The 19,681-nt window shown below is 40.2% G+C and carries 20 protein-coding genes and 1 pseudogene; 12 read left to right on the top strand and 9 right to left on the bottom strand.

Annotated features, from left to right (window positions below; genetic code table 11):
• Window positions 1-123 precede the first annotated feature (123 nt).
• Entirely contained in the window at window positions 124-465 is a 342-nt protein-coding gene (locus DI060_RS13015; RefSeq protein WP_108977333.1) for an arsenosugar biosynthesis-associated peroxidase-like protein, read from the top strand.
• Between the two features lie 3 nt (window positions 466-468).
• On the top strand, window positions 469-1,449 hold the full coding sequence (arsS, locus tag DI060_RS13010; protein ID WP_108977331.1) for an arsenosugar biosynthesis radical SAM (seleno)protein ArsS: 981 nt from the start codon (window positions 469-471) through the stop codon (window positions 1,447-1,449).
• Between the two features lie 45 nt (window positions 1,450-1,494).
• On the opposite strand, the gene DI060_RS13005 is transcribed toward arsS, so the two are convergent.
• Window positions 1,495-1,716, bottom strand: a complete 222-nt coding sequence (locus DI060_RS13005; RefSeq protein ID WP_108977329.1) for a DUF1858 domain-containing protein — start codon at window positions 1,714-1,716, stop codon at window positions 1,495-1,497.
• 65 nt (window positions 1,717-1,781) lie between these two features.
• On the opposite strand from DI060_RS13005, the gene DI060_RS13000 reads away from it, so the two are divergent.
• The gene (locus DI060_RS13000) at window positions 1,782-2,186 is read left to right on the top strand and encodes a 6-pyruvoyl trahydropterin synthase family protein (RefSeq protein WP_108977327.1); all 405 of its coding nucleotides are present in this window, start codon (window positions 1,782-1,784) and stop codon (window positions 2,184-2,186) included.
• Here DI060_RS13000 and DI060_RS12995 read toward each other — a convergent pair.
• Genes DI060_RS12995 through DI060_RS12980 form a run of 4 tightly spaced genes read right to left on the bottom strand, consistent with a single transcriptional unit; the run spans window position 2,183 to window position 5,827 of the window.
• The gene (locus DI060_RS12995; protein ID WP_108977325.1) at window positions 2,183-3,223 is read right to left on the bottom strand and encodes a hemin-degrading factor; all 1,041 of its coding nucleotides are present in this window, start codon (window positions 3,221-3,223) and stop codon (window positions 2,183-2,185) included. The two genes, DI060_RS13000 and DI060_RS12995, sit on opposite strands and share 4 nt — an antisense overlap.
• Window positions 3,204-4,001, bottom strand: a complete 798-nt coding sequence (locus DI060_RS12990; RefSeq protein ID WP_108977323.1) for a heme ABC transporter ATP-binding protein — start codon at window positions 3,999-4,001, stop codon at window positions 3,204-3,206. Before DI060_RS12990 ends, DI060_RS12995 begins: the two co-directional genes overlap by 20 nt.
• The gene (locus DI060_RS12985; protein WP_108977321.1) at window positions 4,002-5,006 is read right to left on the bottom strand and encodes a FecCD family ABC transporter permease; all 1,005 of its coding nucleotides are present in this window, start codon (window positions 5,004-5,006) and stop codon (window positions 4,002-4,004) included.
• Entirely contained in the window at window positions 4,988-5,827 is an 840-nt protein-coding gene (locus tag DI060_RS12980; protein ID WP_108977319.1) for a heme/hemin ABC transporter substrate-binding protein, read from the bottom strand. The genes DI060_RS12985 and DI060_RS12980 overlap by 19 nt, the downstream gene beginning before the upstream one ends.
• Before the next feature lie 122 nt (window positions 5,828-5,949).
• Between DI060_RS12980 and DI060_RS12975 the strand changes: the two genes are divergently transcribed.
• From DI060_RS12975 to DI060_RS12960, 4 genes are all read left to right on the top strand, one after another.
• Window positions 5,950-6,684: a hypothetical protein gene (locus DI060_RS12975; RefSeq protein ID WP_108977317.1), complete on the top strand. Its 735-nt coding sequence runs from the start codon at window positions 5,950-5,952 to the stop codon at window positions 6,682-6,684.
• Between the two features lie 51 nt (window positions 6,685-6,735).
• A complete protein-coding gene (locus DI060_RS12970; protein WP_108977315.1) occupies window positions 6,736-7,377 on the top strand; it encodes an HmuY family protein in 642 nt (213 codons plus the stop codon).
• A 6-nt stretch (window positions 7,378-7,383) separates the two neighbouring features.
• Window positions 7,384-9,696 (top strand): TonB-dependent receptor plug domain-containing protein, encoded by a 2,313-nt coding sequence (locus DI060_RS12965; RefSeq protein ID WP_108977313.1) that lies wholly within the window; start codon window positions 7,384-7,386, stop codon window positions 9,694-9,696.
• Window positions 9,697-9,770: 74 nt separating this feature from the next.
• Window positions 9,771-10,088, top strand: coding sequence for a hypothetical protein (locus DI060_RS12960; protein WP_108977311.1), 318 nt, complete (start codon window positions 9,771-9,773; stop codon window positions 10,086-10,088).
• On the opposite strand, the gene DI060_RS12955 is transcribed toward DI060_RS12960, so the two are convergent.
• The gene (locus DI060_RS12955; RefSeq protein ID WP_108977309.1) at window positions 10,075-10,707 is read right to left on the bottom strand and encodes an ankyrin repeat domain-containing protein; all 633 of its coding nucleotides are present in this window, start codon (window positions 10,705-10,707) and stop codon (window positions 10,075-10,077) included. The genes DI060_RS12960 and DI060_RS12955 overlap by 14 nt on opposite strands.
• Complete coding sequence (fabR, locus tag DI060_RS12950) at window positions 10,704-11,372, bottom strand: HTH-type transcriptional repressor FabR (protein ID WP_244594397.1); 669 nt, start codon at window positions 11,370-11,372, stop codon at window positions 10,704-10,706. The genes DI060_RS12955 and fabR overlap by 4 nt, the downstream gene beginning before the upstream one ends.
• 102 nt (window positions 11,373-11,474) lie before the next feature.
• Between fabR and DI060_RS12945 the strand changes: the two genes are divergently transcribed.
• From DI060_RS12945 to creD, 5 genes and pseudogenes are all read left to right on the top strand, one after another.
• On the top strand, window positions 11,475-12,563 hold the full coding sequence (locus DI060_RS12945) for a flavin reductase family protein (protein ID WP_108977305.1): 1,089 nt from the start codon (window positions 11,475-11,477) through the stop codon (window positions 12,561-12,563).
• 27 nt (window positions 12,564-12,590) lie between these two features.
• Window positions 12,591-13,766 (top strand): fatty acid desaturase family protein, encoded by a 1,176-nt coding sequence (locus DI060_RS12940; protein WP_108977303.1) that lies wholly within the window; start codon window positions 12,591-12,593, stop codon window positions 13,764-13,766.
• 79 nt (window positions 13,767-13,845) lie between these two features.
• Window positions 13,846-14,520, top strand: coding sequence for a response regulator (locus DI060_RS12935; RefSeq protein ID WP_108977301.1), 675 nt, complete (start codon window positions 13,846-13,848; stop codon window positions 14,518-14,520).
• Between the two features lie 31 nt (window positions 14,521-14,551).
• Window positions 14,552-15,943, top strand: a pseudogene (gene creC / locus DI060_RS12930) (two-component system sensor histidine kinase CreC); the annotation flags it as partial.
• Window positions 15,944-16,020: 77 nt separating this feature from the next.
• The gene (creD, locus tag DI060_RS12925; RefSeq protein WP_108977299.1) at window positions 16,021-17,343 is read left to right on the top strand and encodes a cell envelope integrity protein CreD; all 1,323 of its coding nucleotides are present in this window, start codon (window positions 16,021-16,023) and stop codon (window positions 17,341-17,343) included.
• Between the two features lie 6 nt (window positions 17,344-17,349).
• Here creD and DI060_RS12920 read toward each other — a convergent pair whose 3' ends face one another.
• A complete protein-coding gene (locus DI060_RS12920; protein WP_108977297.1) occupies window positions 17,350-17,874 on the bottom strand; it encodes a GNAT family N-acetyltransferase in 525 nt (174 codons plus the stop codon).
• Window positions 17,846-19,585 carry an acyl-CoA dehydrogenase family protein gene (locus DI060_RS12915; RefSeq protein WP_108977295.1) on the bottom strand — a complete coding sequence of 580 codons (1,740 nt, stop codon included), beginning with the start codon at window positions 19,583-19,585 and terminating at the stop codon, window positions 17,846-17,848. The genes DI060_RS12920 and DI060_RS12915 overlap by 29 nt, the downstream gene beginning before the upstream one ends.
• Between the last annotated feature and the right edge of the window lie 96 nt (window positions 19,586-19,681).

Here is a 19,681-nt window from a genome sequence, read left to right as displayed (position 1 = left end):
GGAAAAGTCTCCGCAATCGTAAGGACTACATTCATTTAAAATTCTATTGACCCTCTTCTCCTGATCCATGCACTGGATTTAGCTATAAAACAAGAACATTGTTTTATTCTATAGGAGTGGAAAGTGGCGGAACCCAACCATTATTATAATGCAAACGATCTAGGAAGATTTTCCGAAATAGGTCGAACCAATAAAGACTTAGCCGACAAATTTTTTTCTTATTACAATGCAGCTATGGGTCCGGGTGCCCTTTCAGAAAGAGAGAAAGCTCTGATCGCTCTTGCCGTATCGCATGCCTTAAAATGTCCCTATTGCATTGATGCTTACACGACAACATGCTTACAAAAAGGTGCAGATGAAGCTCAGATGAATGAAGCTGTTCACGTAGCAGCTGCTATGGCAGCAGGTATAAGTTTAGTCCATAGCCTACAAATGAACAATAAATTGGATGAACTCAGCCTTTAAATAATGTTAGTAAAAGAACAATTATCTGTACTGGAATCCTTCCCTCACTCGTTTGAAAAACGTGTTTGGCAAGAAGGCCAAACCATAACTGGTTTGAGCGTCGCGACTTTTCAAATGAATATTGGAAAATGGTGTAACCAGGCATGCAAACATTGCCATGTAGATGCTTCTCCCATCCGAACAGAATTGATGAGTTTAGAAACAATTGATTTGTGTTTGGAAATCATTCGCAAACATCCGAATATTCAAATTGTGGATATTACAGGTGGTGCGCCAGAAGGAAATCCACATTTTCGCTACTTAGTAACTGAGCTTAGCAAATTAAATGTTGAAATCATTGATCGCTGTAATCTTACGATTTTGCTTGAATCAGGTTATGAAGATTTAGCAGAATTTCTTGCGGAAAAAAAAGTCAGCATCTATTCTTCACTCCCATTTTATAGCAAATCATTTACCGACAAACAAAGAGGTGATGGGGTATTTGAAAAATCTATCCAAGCTATGAAATTGCTCAATAGGTTTGGCTATGGAAAGGATCTGCCTTTTCATTTGGTCTACAATCCTGTGGGTCTTTTCCTAAGTGGTGACCAAAATTCTTTGGAAAAGGAATTTAAAGAGCATTTATCTACAGAGTATGGTGTTTTCTTTCACAATCTATTCGCAATTAACAACTTACCAATCAATCGTTTCCTAGCAGCCTTGGTGAAAAATGGCAAATATTTACAGTATATGGAAACACTATCACAGGCATTTAATCCGAACACTTTGAACGGTCTGATGTGTCGTCATCAAATATCTGTAGGTTATGATGGTACTGTTTATGATTGTGATTTCAATCAGATGTTGGAATTGCCAAGCCGGCCTGTGAAAACTATCAAAGATTTTGATTGGGATCTGTTTTTAAATCGCGAGATAAGGCTTGCAAACCACTGCTATGGCTGCACCGCAGGAGCTGGATCTAGTTGTGGAGGAGCCTTAGCTTAGATATAGTCCGATCACTAAATCTAAGCGTGGGTTTTTGGATTTGGTTTAGTCTTCGGCAAAGAGGTTGTTGAGAGAATCCACAAGAGTCTCCACTTCAACTCCGTACCCCATGCATACTTGCTCTATGGTTTCCACCTCATTGATGGAACAGTGGGAGCATCCACCCAAATGGTAGCTCGAAAAAACGAGACCCGCTTCAGGGTGCAAGGCGATCGCTTCGCCAACCGTCATTTCTTTAAAAAAGCGTGGTTTTGTAACTTCGGACATCTCAATTCACCTCGGAAGGAAATTAACTATACAAATAATAGACGGAAGACTTATTCGTCAATGGAATGTTTCTGGAAGAATCTGGTAATTTTTATATCCGAATTGAGGGTAGATTTGAGTCAGCACACTTTTTGTATGATTATTTCCCTGACGGATCGGATGAACCCATCCACGGCCACTCCTGGAAAGTAGAGGTTTTTCTGACTGGGGATGGTAGCCTTCGGAAAGATAGCATAAGTTACGACTTCCTGACCGCCAAAACGCGTCTCCAAGAGCTTGTCCACAGCATAGACCACATCTTGATCAATGAGCACAAAGATTTCCAAGGGGTAAATCCTACCTCGGAAAATGTGGCAAGATGGTTTTATGCGGGCCTAAAAGGGGAAGTCATAAAGACAGGAGGCAAAATCCTCCGCATTGTCATTTATGAAGGTCCAGAAAACTTAGCTTTTTTTGAACCAAGAGATTAATCCTTTGGTTGGCAAAGGTCTATCAACTTTTCCCAAAGTTTAGATTGAGGCTGGCCTGGTTTTCTCTTTCCAAAGCACTGTAGTATCAATTCTCCGTTTTCTGAAAACAGCTCTAAAGAAGAGACGGTTCCGTCTAGTGTCGGTTTGTTGACGAACCAAATGTGAGATACAAAATCTTTTCTTAGATGGAGATTGAAGTCTTTGTCCAAAATATTGAACCATGGACCTCTTTCTTCGAGTGTCTCTACCAAACCTGTATGGATTTGAATAACACCCTTGCTACCTACAAAAACCATAATTTCCAATCCTTCCTTCACACACAGTTTCAATAGTGATTCAAATTGTTTCCACTCCCAAGGGGAGGTGAATCTTCCGTTTGCGATTTCTAAGGCATCCATCCTTTCCACATTGAACTCATTCAAGAGAGTAAAAAAATCATGAGTGTCCTTTAAATTCGACCATGACTCTAAAAATCGAACTCTAGTGCTTTTGTCCAATTGTGGTTTTACCGGACTCTGTTCCTTTATCTTTGGCTCTAGATTCAATTGACTAATTCCATCTAACTTTTGTAAATCGTTCTTTAATCGCAAAAAAGATGCAAGGTCACTTTCTTCTGTGGCGTACAATTTAAAGACTGCTTCTCCCGAGCCGTCGAAAAACTGAACGCTATATAAAATTCTTTCCTCTGAAGTATCTTCTACAAAGAAACCATAACGCCATTGGTTCAGAAATATACGTAGGTCAATCTCTGGTCCTGTTACGAGACCCATCTTTCCATGAACGGATACATGTTCAAAAGAACCTTTTCTCTCATGAACACAAAAATCATTTCGCGTTAATGCCATTACTCTTCCCAAGGACGGGCATTTGATTAAAAACTCGGTCCAATTTTCTTTCAAAGGACTGACGCCAGTCCCAATTCGAGTTGCTAGAAGTTCTAGTTCGCTGACCCCTAAACTTGCGGCAGCGTCACGAATTCTTACATTGGGAGCTTCTTTTTTTAACTTTTGCCAAGATTCAGCAAGGGCTGTATTCATACCTTTTTTCCTTGTGTAAATTTGTGGGAATAATATAAGCCTGATTTTCACTTTGAATGATTTTCAAAGGTAAGTCATAGACTTCACTCAAAAGTGTCTCATCCAAACAAGAGAGAACCTCGTCTGATCTAACTATATATCCATTCTTTAATAAACTAATGCGGTCTGCATATTGGAATGCTAAATTTAAGTCATGCAATATTAAAAAGACACCATAGCCTTTATCGGCCATATGTTTTGATAATTCCAATGTTTTGACTTGATTTGGCAGATCCATATTGGAAATCGGTTCATCTAAAAAGATAAATTTATTTTGATCATCCCAAACTTGGGCCAATACTCTAGCATATTGGTTTCTTTGTTTCTCGCCTCCCGAAAGGCTAGAGTAGGCCCTGGATCTCATGTGCAGTAAGTCCGTGATTGCAAGGGTTTCTAAAACTATTTGTTTGGTTGTTTCTCTTTGGTTCGGAAAAGGATATCTTCCCAATTCTACAATCTCTTCGACACTAAAAGGAAAGTTGAGATCAAATTCTTGAGTCATAACAGAGCGCATACGAGATAAATCAAGTTTGCGGTATTTCTTTAAATCAGTCCTATTGAATAGAATTTTACCTTCGGTGAGCGGAATGTCACCACATAACAATTTAAATAGACTAGTCTTCCCCGCACCATTTTTTCCCAGTAGTACATGTACTTCTCCTAGTTTAATTTCTAAATGAATATTTTTTAGGATTTTTTTATTTCGAATTGAATATGATACATTTTGTACTTCTATCATTTAAATCTGACCTCTCTTGATTTTTAACATATAGATAAAAAATGGAGAGCCTAATAAAGCTGTGATGATTCCCACAGGGACTTCGCTTGGAACTAAAATTGTCCTACCAAATGTATCCCCCAATGCGAGGAAAAAACCACCCAATAGATAAGAGGCAGGTAATAAAAAATGATGGTCTTGGCCAATGAGCAAACGGATGAAATGAGGGATAACCAATCCAACAAATCCAATGCTACCTGCCAATGATACTGATGCCCCCACTGTTAAAGACACAAGAAAGATAGACACTACTTTGAGTGTTTCCGTAGAGACTCCCAGGTGTTCTGCCTGGTTCTCTCCTAAGCAATAAACATTTAAAGGCTTTGCGATGAAGTAGCTCATTGCGATCGGAAGGATTAAAAAAAATGAAAAGAGTTGAATTTGATTCCAATTTGCTCCCGATACCGAACCCAAATTCCAATAAGATAGGGCGCGGATCTGGGAATCATTTGCTATGTAGTTTAAAAATCCAAGTCCTGAATAACATATCGCATTTACAGCTATACCAATAAGCAATAGGTCAAAAATCTCCGTTTTCCCATTTCTCTTTGCAGTTCTGAAAATCAAATAACAAGTGCTCATTCCTCCTAAAAAAGAGAAGCCAATATTAAACCAAATGGGATCATATTCCTTGAAAAAGTTACTAAAAACGATTCCTATGCCTGCAAACAGAGCGGAACCAGCGGTAATCCCCATCAATCCTGGATCCACGATTGGATTACGAAAGAGTCCTTGGATGACAGCACCTGACCAAGCCAAGGAGCCTCCTAATAAAACTGCTAAGAGAATTCTGGGGAGGCGGATATGGAAAAAAACTTGTTCTTCCATATCACTTAGCCCAGTCCAAATTCTGATTGGGTCAATCTTTATAGCACCAAACAAAGAAAAGATGGGTATACTTACCAAAACCAATCCAAACAGAAACAAAATCAAAAACAGGGGTTTTTTTAATCTAAGGATTTCCATTTTTCAGCTAACACTTTTAAAGCGGTCGGAAGTCTTGGACCAAAGCCAAGGAGCATTAGATCATCCATTATGATGTAATTTTTCTCTTTTCCAGCTCTTGTGAGTTTGATCCCACTGATGTCCCAGAGAGAATCGAGATTTCCGAATAACGAAGCCGTATGGGAACCTAAAAGGATGATATCAGGATTGGCGGAGACCAATGCTTCCGTACTTAAGATTTTATAATCAGAAAAACCATCCACGGCATTCTTTGCTCCCGATAAACTTATCATCGCATCTGCAGCTGTATCCTTCCCGGATACGTACAATTGGTTCGGTCCTCTCGCATAGAGGAAGAGCACTTTGATCGGCCTGGAAAGAACTGGTCTCTGGAAGGAAGAGAGGTTCTTTTGTAATTCCTTAAGCAAAGCCTCTGCCTGCTTTTCCGTTTGGGTCCATCTGGCTACATACCGAATCTTCCTTTCCGCTTCCTCCATTTGGAAATTCTCAGTCCAAATGCCCATCTGGACTGTGGTAGCCTTGATTTGTGCTATGGTGGATGGAGGACCGGCTGCATCGGTCGCTAAGACCAAATCTGGCTCTAAAGACAGGATGCCTTCCGCAGACAGAGTCCGCATATAGCCTATCCTTTGGATTTTTGCCGTTGTTTCTGGAAAGGTTGAGGAAGTGTCGACAGCCACTACCTTTGGGCCCAATCCTAAGGAAAATAGGATTTCTGTAAAGGCTCCATTCAAAGAGATGATCCTTTCTGGCCTTTTTCCTTCGGAAAAAAGCGAAATATTCAGGAAAAGTAGGGAAACCAAAGCAAATTTTATGAACATTTGCCCGTTTTGGCAGTTAGATAAGATTTTGTCAATACATATTGAGAATGAGTCTCGATATTATTATTGACGAGAAAGAAGGTTCTTTTTAGTTGATTCTTATTCTCAATTAGAGGTAACTTATGGATACTAAGAAGATACACTTCGTACTTGCTATCTTCCTTTTCGGAATGGCTTCGTTTTACTGCAGGACGGAGGGAAATGAGACAAACGAGACTGGTCTTGCCCTTCTCGCCCTTGTTGATGCCCAGACAAAAGCAGCGGCCGCTGCAGAAGCTGCCGCGAGGAATTGTGAGACAAATTTAGAAACATATGCTTCGGGAACTTATGCGAGCCTTTGCAGTCCGAGCGCAGGGGCAGGACGATTCTTTCGAGTAGAAGGCTTAAAGACCACAGGAGATAATGGATATCTATACCTTTTTTTAGGCTACACTAGCCAACCAAGCTCAGTCACTCCAAACTCCGTTGGCCAGTACCAGTTTGTGGTAGGAAAATCTGTCTCCAATGCGAATCCATTTGCCTGGTTTAGAAATGTTGAATATGGCAATTACCAAGCTGGACAAACGGCGAGCGGAGCAAATCCGAGTATCTCATTCAGTTCTGAAAAAGAACTCTGTGTGAATTTCTCAGGAACAACTGCGGCGCCGAAGGTTAATTTATGGATAACGGATGTTAATGGAGCCAATTGCCAAAACACTAGCACCTTAACCGAAACAAACGCGATCATAAACTATATAGGTTGGAGCAATACTTCCAATACCATCTCCACGAGTTCTAGCACAAACTTCTTTCGTTTTAGTAGCACTTCATTGTTAAGCGCAAAGAAAATCGCAATTTCATCGCAAAGTATTTTTTAAATTTTAGGGAGGGATATGAAATTTCCCTCCCAATGAAGTAAGGGAAATCAAATGTTCGTTCAGAAAACTTTTTTATTTTTTCCTTTTTTTGTCATCAGCATCATACACTGTGCAGATTCAAAAAAATCTTCTGGAGCAGATGCAGCATTGCTACTATTGCAACCTTCTGTATCCTCGTCTTCAAATGCAAGTGGTGGAATTAGCGTTGAAACTACTTATGATGGAAATTTTTTTACAACTACGGCAAACGCCTCTTCTTCGAGTGAATGGGTGTATGTAAGTCTTAAGTCAGGTGGAAAAAAAGCAAGTTCAGATATCCAGTGGGATATTAGATTCAAACGATTTGTCATAGGGACCAATAGTGGAACATCGGGTACTGGTTCAGGTGGTTCTTGTAGCACAAATTCGACAGAGATTGGATCAACTAGTATCAACCAATCATCTTGTACACTTGTCAGTGACTCTCAACAAACACAGACAGGCGATGGTGGATTTGGAAATGCCTCTGAAAGTGCAAGTCCATCCCTCTTTACCTGGTACAATTATGATAGCAATACTCATATCTTGAGTAGTAAGAGACTTGTGTATGTCCTTAGAGGGAGTGATGGCACTTTCTATAAACTTCAAATGTTGGATTATTATAGTTCTGCGGGAACAAGCGGCTATATGAAATTTATTTGGAAAGGGCTATAAAAATTGATGAGGATAACTTTTCTCATCTACCTCTGGATAAATCTCTTTCTATCTTTGGAGCTCTTTTCAGAAAATACAGAAGATAAATCTGATTCTAAGGAAAATACAATCACGGTGACAGCCACCCGTAGAAAAGGATTGTTGAAAGATGCAACGATTACAACAGAAGTGATCAATCGAAAAGATATCGATGCAATGGGAGCAAAAGATATTTCAGAAACCTTGGGCAATATCCCAGGTATAGAGGTGCGTCCTGCGCAGTCTGGAGAACGTGGTAGTACGGTTCGATTACAAGGACTGGCTGCACAGAATGTACTCATACTTGTGGATGGGCAGAGAACAACGGGAAGGTTTAGTGGGTCCATTGATCTCACACGCTTTAAGGTTGATGATATCGAACGGATTGAAATCGTAAAAGGTGCGTCTTCTGCAATCTATGGTTCAGATGCAATCGCTGGTGTAATCAACATCATCACTAAAGAGTCAAAATCACCGTTTTCTGCTGAGTTCAGATCGCTAGCGGGGACAGGTAGTAAACTCTACTATGGCCCATACCTTGAATACAGAAATTCTGCTTCATTAGGGATTCGTAGAGAATCCGTGGGAACCTATTTTACCGTTGGTTGGCATAGAGGGGAGGGATATGATTTAACACGCGATGCAACAGAGGGCCCGAGAAATGGTAGAATTGCCTCCTTGTCTCCGACGTACAATCCGTACATAAATGGAACTTCTTTTGTATCTTCCTATTTATATTCGACTCGTCTTCCTTCCTACACACCTCCATTGGAATCAACTTCTGGTGGAGCATTTAACGATTTGAATGTCTCAAATAAATCCACTTGGCAGGTTAGCCAAAATTTACTACTAACCAGTACGGTATACTATCGTTATCTTCAACAAATGGCTGTGGATGCTAGTTTACCAAAAACAATTTATGACAGGAGTAACCAAACACATGACTTTATGGCTGCACTAAATGCCGATTGGAACCTAAACCAGAAGCTAAGTCTCCATACAAATGTAAACCACTCTAAATTTTTGGATTTATTTCGTAATGACCAAAGAAAGTCTGATGAGCTCGATACCCAACAAAGAACCAATAACTCTGTATCGGAAGTACGGAATCGTTTCGATTATCAATTTTCGGAATCTCATGTTACTTCCGTCGGACTTGAGTATTTGTATGATTCTATTTCCTCAGCTCGCATTGCACCCGATTGTAAACGAGAGTTTCCCAATTTGTGTGCCGAAGATTTTGTTCCTGATATTTCAAAATCCCAATCAATCAATGGAAATGCATTTCGTTTTCGTACTGCTTTTTTTATCCAAGATGAATGGAAGATTTCTGATAAACCTAGAGTACAAGTTGTCCCAGGAATACGTTATGATCGAGATTCGATATATGGAGGCCAATGGCTACCTAAATTGGCACTCAGGTATGATATAACAGATAGATTAAGGCTAAGATTGGCGAATGGTTTAGGTTACCGTGCTCCTAGTTTCCAAGATTTGTATTTTAATTTTTTGAATCCCGGTGTTGGATATCGAGTGGCTGGAAATCCTAATTTACAACCAGAACTCTCTCGAAGTTATAATCTCGGTTTGGAATGGGATTTAACAAAAAATATTTGGCTAAGTTCAAATCTATTCCACAACAATGTTGATAATCTGATTGGATTTAGAACCAATCCTCTGCGCGATCGTTCTGGTCTTTTGGTTTACCAAACATCCAACTACCAAAAAGCAATGACAGCTGGGATAGAATCATCTATCCAATTTAGACTGACAGAAGCTGTAAATGTTGGTGTTGGTTACACGTATACTCATACCAAAGACGAGTTAACTAATTTACCTTTGGAAGGTAGAGGTCCTCATCGCTGGAATATGAACATTCGCTACGAGGATAAATCCTCTGGATTAAGTTTGTCTGCTTTTGCGATTCACTTTGGTAAACAAGCGTTTTACTGCGTTAAAAATCCTTTTTGGTGTGATCCTGTACTATCAAATGATTTGAGTGCAATCAGTTCGTATCTAACACAAATTTCGCAAACCTTCATCACCTCTTCTTTACAATCCATACCGAATGCGGTATCAGAAGAGTGTGCAAAGAAGAACGAAAGTTTTTGTACCACTGAGTCCACGTATGGCTATCGAATGGTAAATCCTTATACCAATCTGAATCTAAGAATTTCGAAACGTTTCTTAGGTCATTTTGAATGGTTTCTGGGCGTAGACAATGCTTTGGACCAATGGGACTTGACCTACAACCCTCAAAAACCTAGATTTTTCTATTTTGGTCTGGATGGACGCATTTAGATTGCAGAAGACATCTCCTGGGGAAAGGAAGAATAAACGTTTACAAAAGAAGTTTCGACCTTAGTATTTTCTGAATGAAATGGACAATCTTATTCTTTAGTCTTTTCTCTTTGGCAGTTTCTGCACAAAGCCAAAACGGAATCGGCACACCTGGTTCAGGAGTCGGAGATGCGGGCAATGGGATCGGTTCTCCTGGGACGTCTATCGGTGATCCAGGCAATGGAATCGGTGGCCCTGCAACCGTGATTCCAGGTGAGCCAGGTGGAAACCAAGGCAATGACCAGGATAGGCGGAGAGAGGAGGGGCGTGGCGGACGAGACCATGGCGATAGACCAGGTGGAGGGCCCCACCACCAACATGGCCCAGGCGGGAGAGGACCTAGGGGGCGTTAGGCGGCTTTGCGCCCGCTCTTGTAAGTAGGGCGACCACTTGCGAATGCCCTTCTTGCATAGCCTCAGTCATTGCAGTCCCACCAAATTGGTCTTGCAGATGTACATTTGCTTTGTAAGACAAAAGTATTTCCACCACCTTCACATGGCCATTGCTTGCAGCATACATAAGTGCTGAAGCGCCAAGTCGATCTTGCCAGTCAATGTTTGCACGGTTTTTTAAAAGTAAATCACATACATCCGGAAATCCATTGAATGCAGCCCATATAAGAGCCGTTTTATGGTCATCGTTTTTTAAATTTGGATCGGCTTTTGCAGACAGAAGTTGATTAACAATAGATACATACCCATTCCGAGAAGCGTATATTAATGCAGTGCTTCCATCCTTTGCTCGCATATTTGGATTTGTATTGGATTGGAGCAAACGAACAACTGTCTCCTCATTACCAAAAATAGCTGCCGAAAACAAAGGATGGGTTTGGTCTTCCATTTGCTCTGTGCTAGAATAAGATTCCGTTTTCACAGTGCCGGCGTTGGAGCGTGCGTTTTTAACTTTGGTAAGACAAGCTGGGAAGAGAAGGCAAAGGAAGATCGGGAATGACAGATAAAGAAATTTTATCATGGATTGGGGCTACCGCCTTTCTTCCTTTTTATTCTTTTAGCTCGAATTCCGCCAATAAAAATCAGCCTCAGTTGTTTCAGAGTCTTGATTTTAATGCGTCGAAGTTCTTTTTCATCATTTTTTTCCGCATCAAGATACTCATTGGACATGTTGAATGCATTGGAAACAATCATTTCGGATACAAATTCAATATCTGAAAAGGGAATGGATTTTGGCATGCGCATATCGGCGGCTAACTCAGAAGCGATGAAGCTCATTTCAATTCGGATCGCCTTTCGTATCCTTTTGTTACCGCCAGTTTTTTCCCGTGAGAGAAATCGAAAGAGAAGTCTGTTTTTGTTTACATAACCGAAGAATAGATCTAGAGATCCGCGCAAAGCCGCACGGTAGGCACCACTTTTCCTAGCATCTCGTAGGATAATCCGAAGCTTTCCGCCCATATCATCAACCACGGCAAGGCCCAATTCTTCCATATTTTTGAAATGGCGGTAAAAGGCTGCGGGAACAATCCCTGCCTCTCCAGCCACCTCACGAAGGCTCAGCTCGCCTAGGCCTTTTTCCTCCCCCATCAGCTCCAAAGCCGCTTGGATAAGGGTAGTCCGAGTCTTTAGTTTTTGTAAATAGCGTTGGTTGAGCTTCATTGATCTAAGTAAACGATTGTTCACTTTTTTTTCCTGACAAGGAGAAAAAGAGAGAAAAGCAGATTGACATATTTAACGCTGTATGTTAATTCTGTGAACAAGTGTTTACCAAAAAAGAGGCGAAAAATGAAAACCTTTCCATTTATCTACAACCAACCCAAAGACTTTTTAAACTCCCTGCAGTGGAAAGACTGGGCAGATTTCCTTTTAGGGGAAATAAACCCTTTATTTTCCTTTACCGAGACCAAAGCTAAGGTCATTGATATCCGAGAAGAGACTGCAGATTCGAGAACATTTGTTCTCCGAACCAATCGAAACTGGAAGGGAATCCAGGCAGGCCAGCACTTTCCTGTGAGTGTTGAGATTGCGGGACGAAAGGTTACTCGCTTTTATTCCCTTTCCGGCCTATCCAAAGAGAAGAGAACTCTGCAGATCACTGTGAAAAAGCAGGCAGGTGGCCTTGTCTCCCATTACCTAAACGAAAGAACTCAGGTGGGTGACATCCTTGGCTTGGGTGCCGCACAAGGGGATTTTGTCCTACCAAAAACCTTGCCGAATTCCATTTTGTTCTTAGCTGGCGGTAGCGGCATCACTCCGGTCCATTCCCTTCTCCAGGACTTAAAGGAACGTAACTTCCAAGGAAAGGCGAAACTCCTCTATTTCTCTCGCCATGACAAAGACATCATCCTACAGGATTCTTTAGATCTTCTTGAAAAGGAAAACTCCTGGTTAGAGATCAAACATGTGCTTACAGACATAAAATCTGAAGAATATGATTTTGGTTTTTTGTCCAAAAAGATGTTAGAGGATTTTGCACCCAACTGGAAAGAAAGTTTGGTTTACCTGTGTGGACCAGCCCCATTGCAAAATTCCGCAAAGCAATTGCTAGCTGGTGCAGAAATTAAATCGGAACTCTTTTTATTACCCAACCAAAGGGTATCTGCATTTTCATCCAATGGGCCCAAAGAAGTTTCATTACTTCTTTCTCACAAAACTGTGCAGATCAAAGGTGAAAAATCCATTTTAGAAGAACTAGAAGAAATTGGAATTTTTGCACCTAGCGGTTGTAGAATGGGGATTTGCCATACATGTGTTTGTAAAAAGAAAAGCGGCGCAGTGTCACATATGGTAAAAGAGGAAGCATCTGGCGAAGGTGAAGAAAATATACAAATATGTGTTAGTCGAGCAGTAGAAAATTTAGAGTTAGAGCTTTAATACGAAATAAGGAAATAGGTGAAAATTATGAAAACTTTAAGCAGAAAATTAAGTTCAGAAGAAATCCAATCTTTTGGAAATGAATTGGAAGAAATGAGAAAGGAAATTCTTTCCAAAGTTGGTCAAGAAGATGCGGATCATATCAAACGAGTTTATAAAGTATACCGATATACTGAAGCTCTTGGCCGTGGTCTTCTTCATTTTAGTTTTGATCCAATTACTTTCGTGTTGGGAACATCATTACTCACGATTTCTAAAATTTTAAATAATATGGAAATCGGGCACAATGTAATGCACGGACAATATGATTGGATGAATGATAAACGATTCAATTCTCGAACTTTTGAGTGGGATATCGTTTCTGACTCTTCACAGTGGAAGTTTTATCATAATTACATGCACCATACATATACGAATGTGATTGGTAAAGACCATGATTATGGATATAACTTCACTCGATTGACCGAAGAGCAAAAATGGAAACCAACATATTTGGGTCAAGTTTTTGCCAATATGTTTCTAGCATTTAATTTTCAGTGGGGAGTTGGAGCGCATGGTCCTCGGGTTGAGTATATGGAGAAACCAAAAAAGCAGAGAACAAAACGTACTTACAAAGAGTATCGTGATGTTTTCTTTAAGAAAATTGAACTCCAATTGGTAAAAGATTATATCTTTTTCCCAGCCTTAGCTGGACTTAATTTTCCAAAAGTGTTTCTTGGCAATTTACTAGCCAATATGTTCAGAAACCTCTGGACATACTCCGTTATCTTCTGCGGTCACTTCACTGAAAACACCGAGACCTTCTCCACCGAGGAGTTGAAAAACGAGACAAAAGCAGATTGGTATTTGAGACAGTTGAAAGGTAGCTCTAATCTAAAAGGCGGAAAGCTGTTCTACGTAATGACGGGTCACCTTAGCCACCAAATAGAGCACCATATGTTCCCAGATATTCCTGCCAAGAGATACCAAGAGATTGCGCCAAGGTTACAGGAGATTTGCAAACGATATGGCCAACACTATAACAGTGCAGGTTTCATCAAACAGTTCGCTTCTGTATGGAAACGAATCTTTGCTTACTCTTTTCCTGATAAAATCGCGACAAAGATTATGGAACCAAGAAATGCAAAAGCTCGCAAACGTTTAGATGCACTTAGCGTCCAGACCATCACCATTGAAGACAAGGAACTCACTGCAGTTTCCTAAACAATGCCAGGCCGAGGGGATCTCTCTCGGCTTTTTTCTCGACACCTTTTTGATCCTCTCTATACGATGATCTGGTCTCATGAGTTCCCAAGTCCATGTGCTTTTGATAGAAGATGAACCAGGCATCCGAGAGGTAATCGGAATTGCCCTGCAGAAAGAAGAGATTCTTGTAACTCCTTGTGAAACTGGACGAGAGGGAATCCAAAGTCTTACACCTCAGATTCAGCTTGTAATTTTAGATATCGGCTTACCAGACACAAATGGATTTGATGTATTAAAGGAAATTCGTACAAAATCGAGTGTCCCTGTAATCCTTCTCACTGCTCGCGAAGAAGAAATCGATAAGGTATTGGGTCTTGAGCTAGGTGCGGATGATTACATCGTAAAACCATTTAGCCCACGTGAGTTGGTTGCAAGGATTAGAGCAATCCTTCGGAGGATACAGAAACCGATCGCCAATGATTCGCCCTTCAGAATTGATTTGGAACGCAAAGTCATCCATTACTTTGGAGCGCAACTTTTCCTTTCTCCGTATGAATATAAAACCTTAAGTTTATTTTTGAAGTATCCTGGCCGGATATTCACTCGTGAAGAAATAATGGACAGCGTCTGGACAGAGCCAGAGGATAGTTTTGATAGAGCTGTAGATACCGTGATCAAAAATATCCGTGCAAGGTGCAAAGAAATCAAAGCAGAGAAAGACCCAATTGAAACTAGACGTGGTTTAGGCTATGGAGTAAAACAAGAAATATGAACCTATGGTTTAAAATCATTTTTGGTTTTTTTTTGTCCTAATCGGTGGGTTTTATTATTTAATTGATCAGATAGAAGAATCCATTCGGCCGCGTTATATGGAAACGGTGGAAGAATCTTTAAATGACACGGCTCATTTCCTTTCCGCACAGATAGAATCCAAAATCCCCTCTCAAAATCCTTTTGATTTGAAAAGTATTTGCGAGACACTTCTACGGCCCAGTATCCAAAATTTAAGACAACACCAATTTGAAGCAAAGATTTACGGTGTTACCAAAAAAGAGTCAGACATTCAGATATATATTACAGACAATCAAGGTATTGTGATATTTGACTCAGAAAAGTATAGAGAGGGTCTCGACTATTCAAAGTTTAATGACGTTTATCTGACCTTAAAGGGAAAGTATGGAGCAAGATCTAGCAAAATCCGAGAGGATATTGAGGAAGGCGCTCTATTTGTGGCCGCACCTATCAAGGGTAAATATGGAATTTTAGGAGTCGTCACAGTCATCAAACCCAAACTAAGTGTTGTACCTTTTATCAGTTTGGCGCGAGAAAAATTTTGGCGGATCAGCTTAATTGTGGGCATGTCTATAGCGATTGTTTTTTCACTTCTTGCCTTTGTTTTGTTTCGGCCAATTTCCAAACTTTCCCTTTACGTACAAAGTTTACGGAAAAAGGAAAGGATTCCCTTCCCAAAAATAGGGATTTCGGAATTAGAATCTTTGGGACAAGAAATCAATCTTTTGATCCAGGAGTTGGAGGGGAAACGTTACATAGAAAATTATGTTCGTACCTTAACACATGAAATCAAAAGTCCTCTCTCTTCTTTAATAGCCGCAGGAGAATTGATCGATGCTTCTGATGAAAAGAATAATCGATTGAAAGCCAACATCCAAAATGAAGCAAATCGTATCAAAGAGATGATCGAAAGGTTATTGGAACTTTCAACCTTAGAAGGAAAGTCCAACCTAGACCTCGAGAGTATAGAGCTATCGCAAACCATTCATTCCATCGCAGATGAACTGGAAATGGAACTAAGTATCAAAAAGATCAGCTTAGTTCTTAGTCTTAAAAATGTCTATATAAAGGGAAATCGAGAGTATCTCAAGATTGCGATTAGAAATTTACTTAGAAATAGCCTACAATTTGCAAATGAGGGAGATACAATCTCCATTCGCATTGAGGATACTCCTGAAATCATTCTTAGCGTGGAAGATGAAGGTCAATGGATTCCCGAATATGCATTGGAAAAAGTTACGGAACGATTTTATTCCTTACCAAGGCCTGATACAAAATTAAAAAGTACTGGTTTGGGATTGAATTTAGTGAAAGAGATTTGTCTTCTGCATTCGGCAAGATTTGAAATTAAAAATCGCAAAACTCCGGGTGTGTCTGCGAAGATTTTTTTTGCAAAAACATAAATCCTCACACAATCCTCACAATCTGCACATCATATCCTCATCCAAGTCCTAGATACTAAAATACTTAGGAGATGTTTATGAACAAATACCAAAATTCAATCAATTTGAAAGTTTTGATTCTAGCAGGAATGGCTTTCGTATTTATCATACCCCTTGTGATGATCGCCTCGCTCATCGAAGAAAGGAGTCTGGCAAGAAATTTAGCAACAGAAGAGATGAGTGATAAATGGGCAAAATCGCAAACGATATTAGGACCGATGATTGAGATTCCGTATAATATCAGAATTCCAAAACCAGATGCCATTGCAAAAAAGGATAAATGGGATTATGTAACCCACTATGCCTATTTCCTTCCAGAGGAATTGAGTTTTGATACAGATCTAAAAACAGAATTGAGAAAACGAAGTATCTATGAGGTTCCACTTTACCGCGCAAGGATGCAAATCCAAGGTAAGTTTCCAATCATTCGGGATGATTCCTTTCCAAAGGAGACAACTTACATCTATTATGAAAATGCTAGGTTGATCGTTAGTTTTTCTGATGCAAAAGGATTGGGAAATGAAATCCAACTCTCGGTAAATGGAAAAAAGAATTCCGTGAACCCAGGCACTCATTCTCAACTCTTTCCAAATGGATTTCATACTTCCTACTCTGTAGAAAGTTTAGAAGTCGAGTCCAAATTTCAAATTAACTTCGATTTGTTGGGTTCATCACTCATTGAATTTGTACCAATTGGAAAGATTACCAAAGCAAAAATGACAGCAGATTGGAAGGATCCATCGTTTCGAGGAAACCAATTGCCAAAAGACCGAAATATTAGTGAGGAAGGTTTTACTGCGATTTGGGAGAGCAATTACTATGCACGATCTTTTCCGCAGACATTTTCAAGCATGGATTTCGACCAGACAATGGTCTCCTCGAGTTCCTTCGGGGTTGAACTCATCCAAGCAGTTGACTATTACCATAAATTAGACCGAGCTACTAAATATGGGATTTTGATCATTGTGATTAGTTTTGCTTTATTCTTTCTCTTTGAAGTGTTTGGAAAAGTATCCCTCCACCCAATTCAATATATTTTAATTGGATCAGCAATGATAGTCTTTTACACTTTGACACTTTCTTTGTCAGAGCACATAGGATTTTTGCTGGCTTATAGTATTGCCTCAGTGATTACTTCCTTGCTGATCGCATACTACACGATTAGTATTTTGAAGGGTAAAAAACAAGGAATCATCGTCGGTATCTATTACCTACTACTTTACCTATTCATTTACATAATTCTTTCTTCAGAAGAGTATGCCCTTTTACTCGGATCATTCGCACTTTTCCTTGTCTTGGCCGCTACTATGCACCTAACGAGAAAGATAGACTGGTACGATTACAATCGATTGGAACATTAATCTCAATCAATGGGGACGACTAGATTGAAAATAGTCGTCTCTTTTCAGTTCATGCACCAAGCAGAGATCATCATTAAATTTTCTTTCTCCGATCGGCTTAAATCCTATCCTCTGGTAAAACCGAATGGCATCCACATTGCTTACAAGCGGATCGATCAAAACCGTATGAACAGCAGGATTTGAAAAGCAAAGTTCAATCGCATACTTCATCATCTTGGTTCCAAGTCCCCGATTGAGATACTCTACTTCGCCAATCCATATGTCAATGGCTCTAAAATTTTCTCCGATGTCTCCCCAATAATGACTCTCTTCCTCTTTAGGGTCAATCACTTGGATAAATCCGATTGGTGTATGGTCGTACGTCACCATGATTTGTTCTCTCCATGGTGGTTCGTTTGCTAACTCAATTTCCCAATTCCAATTGTCGTTGGGATCTGAGGCAATCACGTGCTCCTCGTCATCCCAACGGAGTAGGATTTCTAAATCTTCTATGGTAGATTTTCTAAACTGTAGCCGCGAGTATTCTTTCATGGACGGATTCTCTGATTCTAATTCCATTTCCTGATAAGATGGCGAGAGAATCGATGTGGAACTTCTGACAATTCAATTCCCGTTTGGCTTTTCTCTCTCCCGAAGACTTTGCTTTCGCTCTTTCCATGAGTGATCCAACCACCAAACGAGCTGCAGATTCCACAACTTCAAAGGAGAACTCTTCTCTCACCTCAGAGTCGGAGATAGATTTGTATGCTTCAACAAGGCTTTCGAATTCCTCGCGTACTTTGTTTAAGAGATCTGAAACTTCGATACCTAAAATGATCTGATCTAAATATTGGCGGAAAATACCCGTTTTTGACATTCCAGATGTAATGCCACCAATCGCCGCATTTACTTGGATTTGAGTTGTTCCATCATAAATGTTTGTTATACGGGCATCTCGATATAATCTTGATAAATCGTAATCCTCTGTATAACCAGCACCTCCAAAAACTTGAAGTGCATCATATACTAGGTCATTGCACATCTCCGAATTATAATATTTTGATATGGGAGTAAGTGTATTTGCGACTTTTTCCCAAAATTTTGCATCGGATAACTCTTGGCTATCAGCATCGGGGGTGGTCCAGTAATATTTATCTACTGAATAAGCAGCCTCGACCATTAAACAGCGCATGCCCTCAATTTCTCGTTCCATGCGATCCAACATTCTTTTCACTGCAGGAATCTCGGCAATAGGCTTACCAAATTGAATTCGTTCTTGGGCATATTTTTTTGCTTCTTCCCATGCAGCTGTTGCAATACCAGTTCCTTGCGAAGATACACTGAGTCTTGCGCCATTGAGCATTCCCATTACGTACTTTACCAAACCATAGCCTTCACGGCCGACAAGATGTGCTTTTGCATGATCATACACCACCTCACAAGTCGCAGATGCTTTGATCCCTAATTTTTTTTCAATCCCTTGTATGCTATAATTTTGGCTCTCCACTATGAAAAAAGAAAGTCCTCTCGCTCCGCTCTCTTGCGTTCCCGTTCTTGCTAATGTAAGTGTCAGTGCAGGATCACCATTGATACCACAGGCAACTGTCTGAAACCGCTTTGTACCTGTCACAAACCATTGATCACCAACTTGTACTGCTTTGGTGGTAACATTTGGTAAATCAGAACCGAAGTCTGGCTCCGACAGTCCCATTGTGACACAGTATTTGTTTTCTATAATCTTAGGGATCCACTCATTTTGCATTTCTTCACTGGCACATCTTTCTAGGATTGAAGCCAATCCCATACTACCAACTGCAATCGTAATGGAGCTATCTGATCTATACATAAGTTCTGCAATCATAGCCTTGATCACATTTGGTACACCAAGTCCACCAAACTTTCGTTTGAATCCAGCAGGACCAAGCCCAGCCTCGTGGTATTTTTGGATTACGTCCACCATGGCTTGTGGGTGAGTCACCTGTCCATCTTGAAAATGAAGTCCTTCCCAATCCACATCCTGCGCTACTTGAGAAACATACATACCTGAAATTTCACCGCATGATTTCAAAATTTCTTCATAGTAACTGATCGCTTCGTCTATGTTATTTGGCGCCATTTCAAGTCTTGGTTCTCCAGTCTTTGCATACTCTTGTGCATCTGCAAAATTCCGCTCATAGACAGGTACGATTTCATTCCAATTGATAAGATGATAAAAATGCTCTTTTATATCTTCGTTAGTTGTAAAGTAGTTGGATTGAATCATGGGTAGGTCTCCTCAGTTTTTCAAATGTAAAACAATTCAAAGAGAATAGCGATAAAAAATTCAGAAATGGTTTTTATTTTTAGTGAACCAATCGGT

The organism is Leptospira ryugenii (genome assembly GCF_003114855.1).
GTDB lineage: Bacteria > Spirochaetota > Leptospiria > Leptospirales > Leptospiraceae > Leptospira_A > Leptospira_A ryugenii.
This window is presented reverse-complemented; position numbering and strand designations above follow the sequence as displayed.

What these genes read in the sequence shown, in the direction of transcription:
- DI060_RS12920 (WP_108977297.1), bottom strand. Translation starts at nt 17,874, where the DNA reads ATGAAAGAATACTCGCGGCTACAGTTTAGAAAATCTACCATAGAAGAT.
- DI060_RS12970 (WP_108977315.1), top strand. Translation starts at nt 6,736, where the DNA reads ATGTTCGTTCAGAAAACTTTTTTATTTTTTCCTTTTTTTGTCATCAGC.
- DI060_RS12985 (WP_108977321.1), bottom strand. Translation starts at nt 5,006, where the DNA reads ATGGAAATCCTTAGATTAAAAAAACCCCTGTTTTTGATTTTGTTTCTG.
- DI060_RS12940 (WP_108977303.1), top strand. Translation starts at nt 12,591, where the DNA reads ATGAAAACTTTAAGCAGAAAATTAAGTTCAGAAGAAATCCAATCTTTT.
- DI060_RS12935 (WP_108977301.1), top strand. Translation starts at nt 13,846, where the DNA reads ATGAGTTCCCAAGTCCATGTGCTTTTGATAGAAGATGAACCAGGCATC.
- DI060_RS12995 (WP_108977325.1), bottom strand. Translation starts at nt 3,223, where the DNA reads ATGAATACAGCCCTTGCTGAATCTTGGCAAAAGTTAAAAAAAGAAGCT.
- DI060_RS12955 (WP_108977309.1), bottom strand. Translation starts at nt 10,707, where the DNA reads ATGATAAAATTTCTTTATCTGTCATTCCCGATCTTCCTTTGCCTTCTC.
- DI060_RS12990 (WP_108977323.1), bottom strand. Translation starts at nt 4,001, where the DNA reads ATGATAGAAGTACAAAATGTATCATATTCAATTCGAAATAAAAAAATC.
- arsS (WP_108977331.1), top strand. Translation starts at nt 469, where the DNA reads ATGTTAGTAAAAGAACAATTATCTGTACTGGAATCCTTCCCTCACTCG.
- DI060_RS12975 (WP_108977317.1), top strand. Translation starts at nt 5,950, where the DNA reads ATGGATACTAAGAAGATACACTTCGTACTTGCTATCTTCCTTTTCGGA.
- DI060_RS12980 (WP_108977319.1), bottom strand. Translation starts at nt 5,827, where the DNA reads ATGTTCATAAAATTTGCTTTGGTTTCCCTACTTTTCCTGAATATTTCG.
- DI060_RS12915 (WP_108977295.1), bottom strand. Translation starts at nt 19,585, where the DNA reads ATGATTCAATCCAACTACTTTACAACTAACGAAGATATAAAAGAGCAT.
- DI060_RS13005 (WP_108977329.1), bottom strand. Translation starts at nt 1,716, where the DNA reads ATGTCCGAAGTTACAAAACCACGCTTTTTTAAAGAAATGACGGTTGGC.
- creD (WP_108977299.1), top strand. Translation starts at nt 16,021, where the DNA reads ATGAACAAATACCAAAATTCAATCAATTTGAAAGTTTTGATTCTAGCA.
- DI060_RS12960 (WP_108977311.1), top strand. Translation starts at nt 9,771, where the DNA reads ATGAAATGGACAATCTTATTCTTTAGTCTTTTCTCTTTGGCAGTTTCT.
- DI060_RS13000 (WP_108977327.1), top strand. Translation starts at nt 1,782, where the DNA reads ATGTTTCTGGAAGAATCTGGTAATTTTTATATCCGAATTGAGGGTAGA.
- DI060_RS12945 (WP_108977305.1), top strand. Translation starts at nt 11,475, where the DNA reads ATGAAAACCTTTCCATTTATCTACAACCAACCCAAAGACTTTTTAAAC.
- DI060_RS12965 (WP_108977313.1), top strand. Translation starts at nt 7,384, where the DNA reads ATGAGGATAACTTTTCTCATCTACCTCTGGATAAATCTCTTTCTATCT.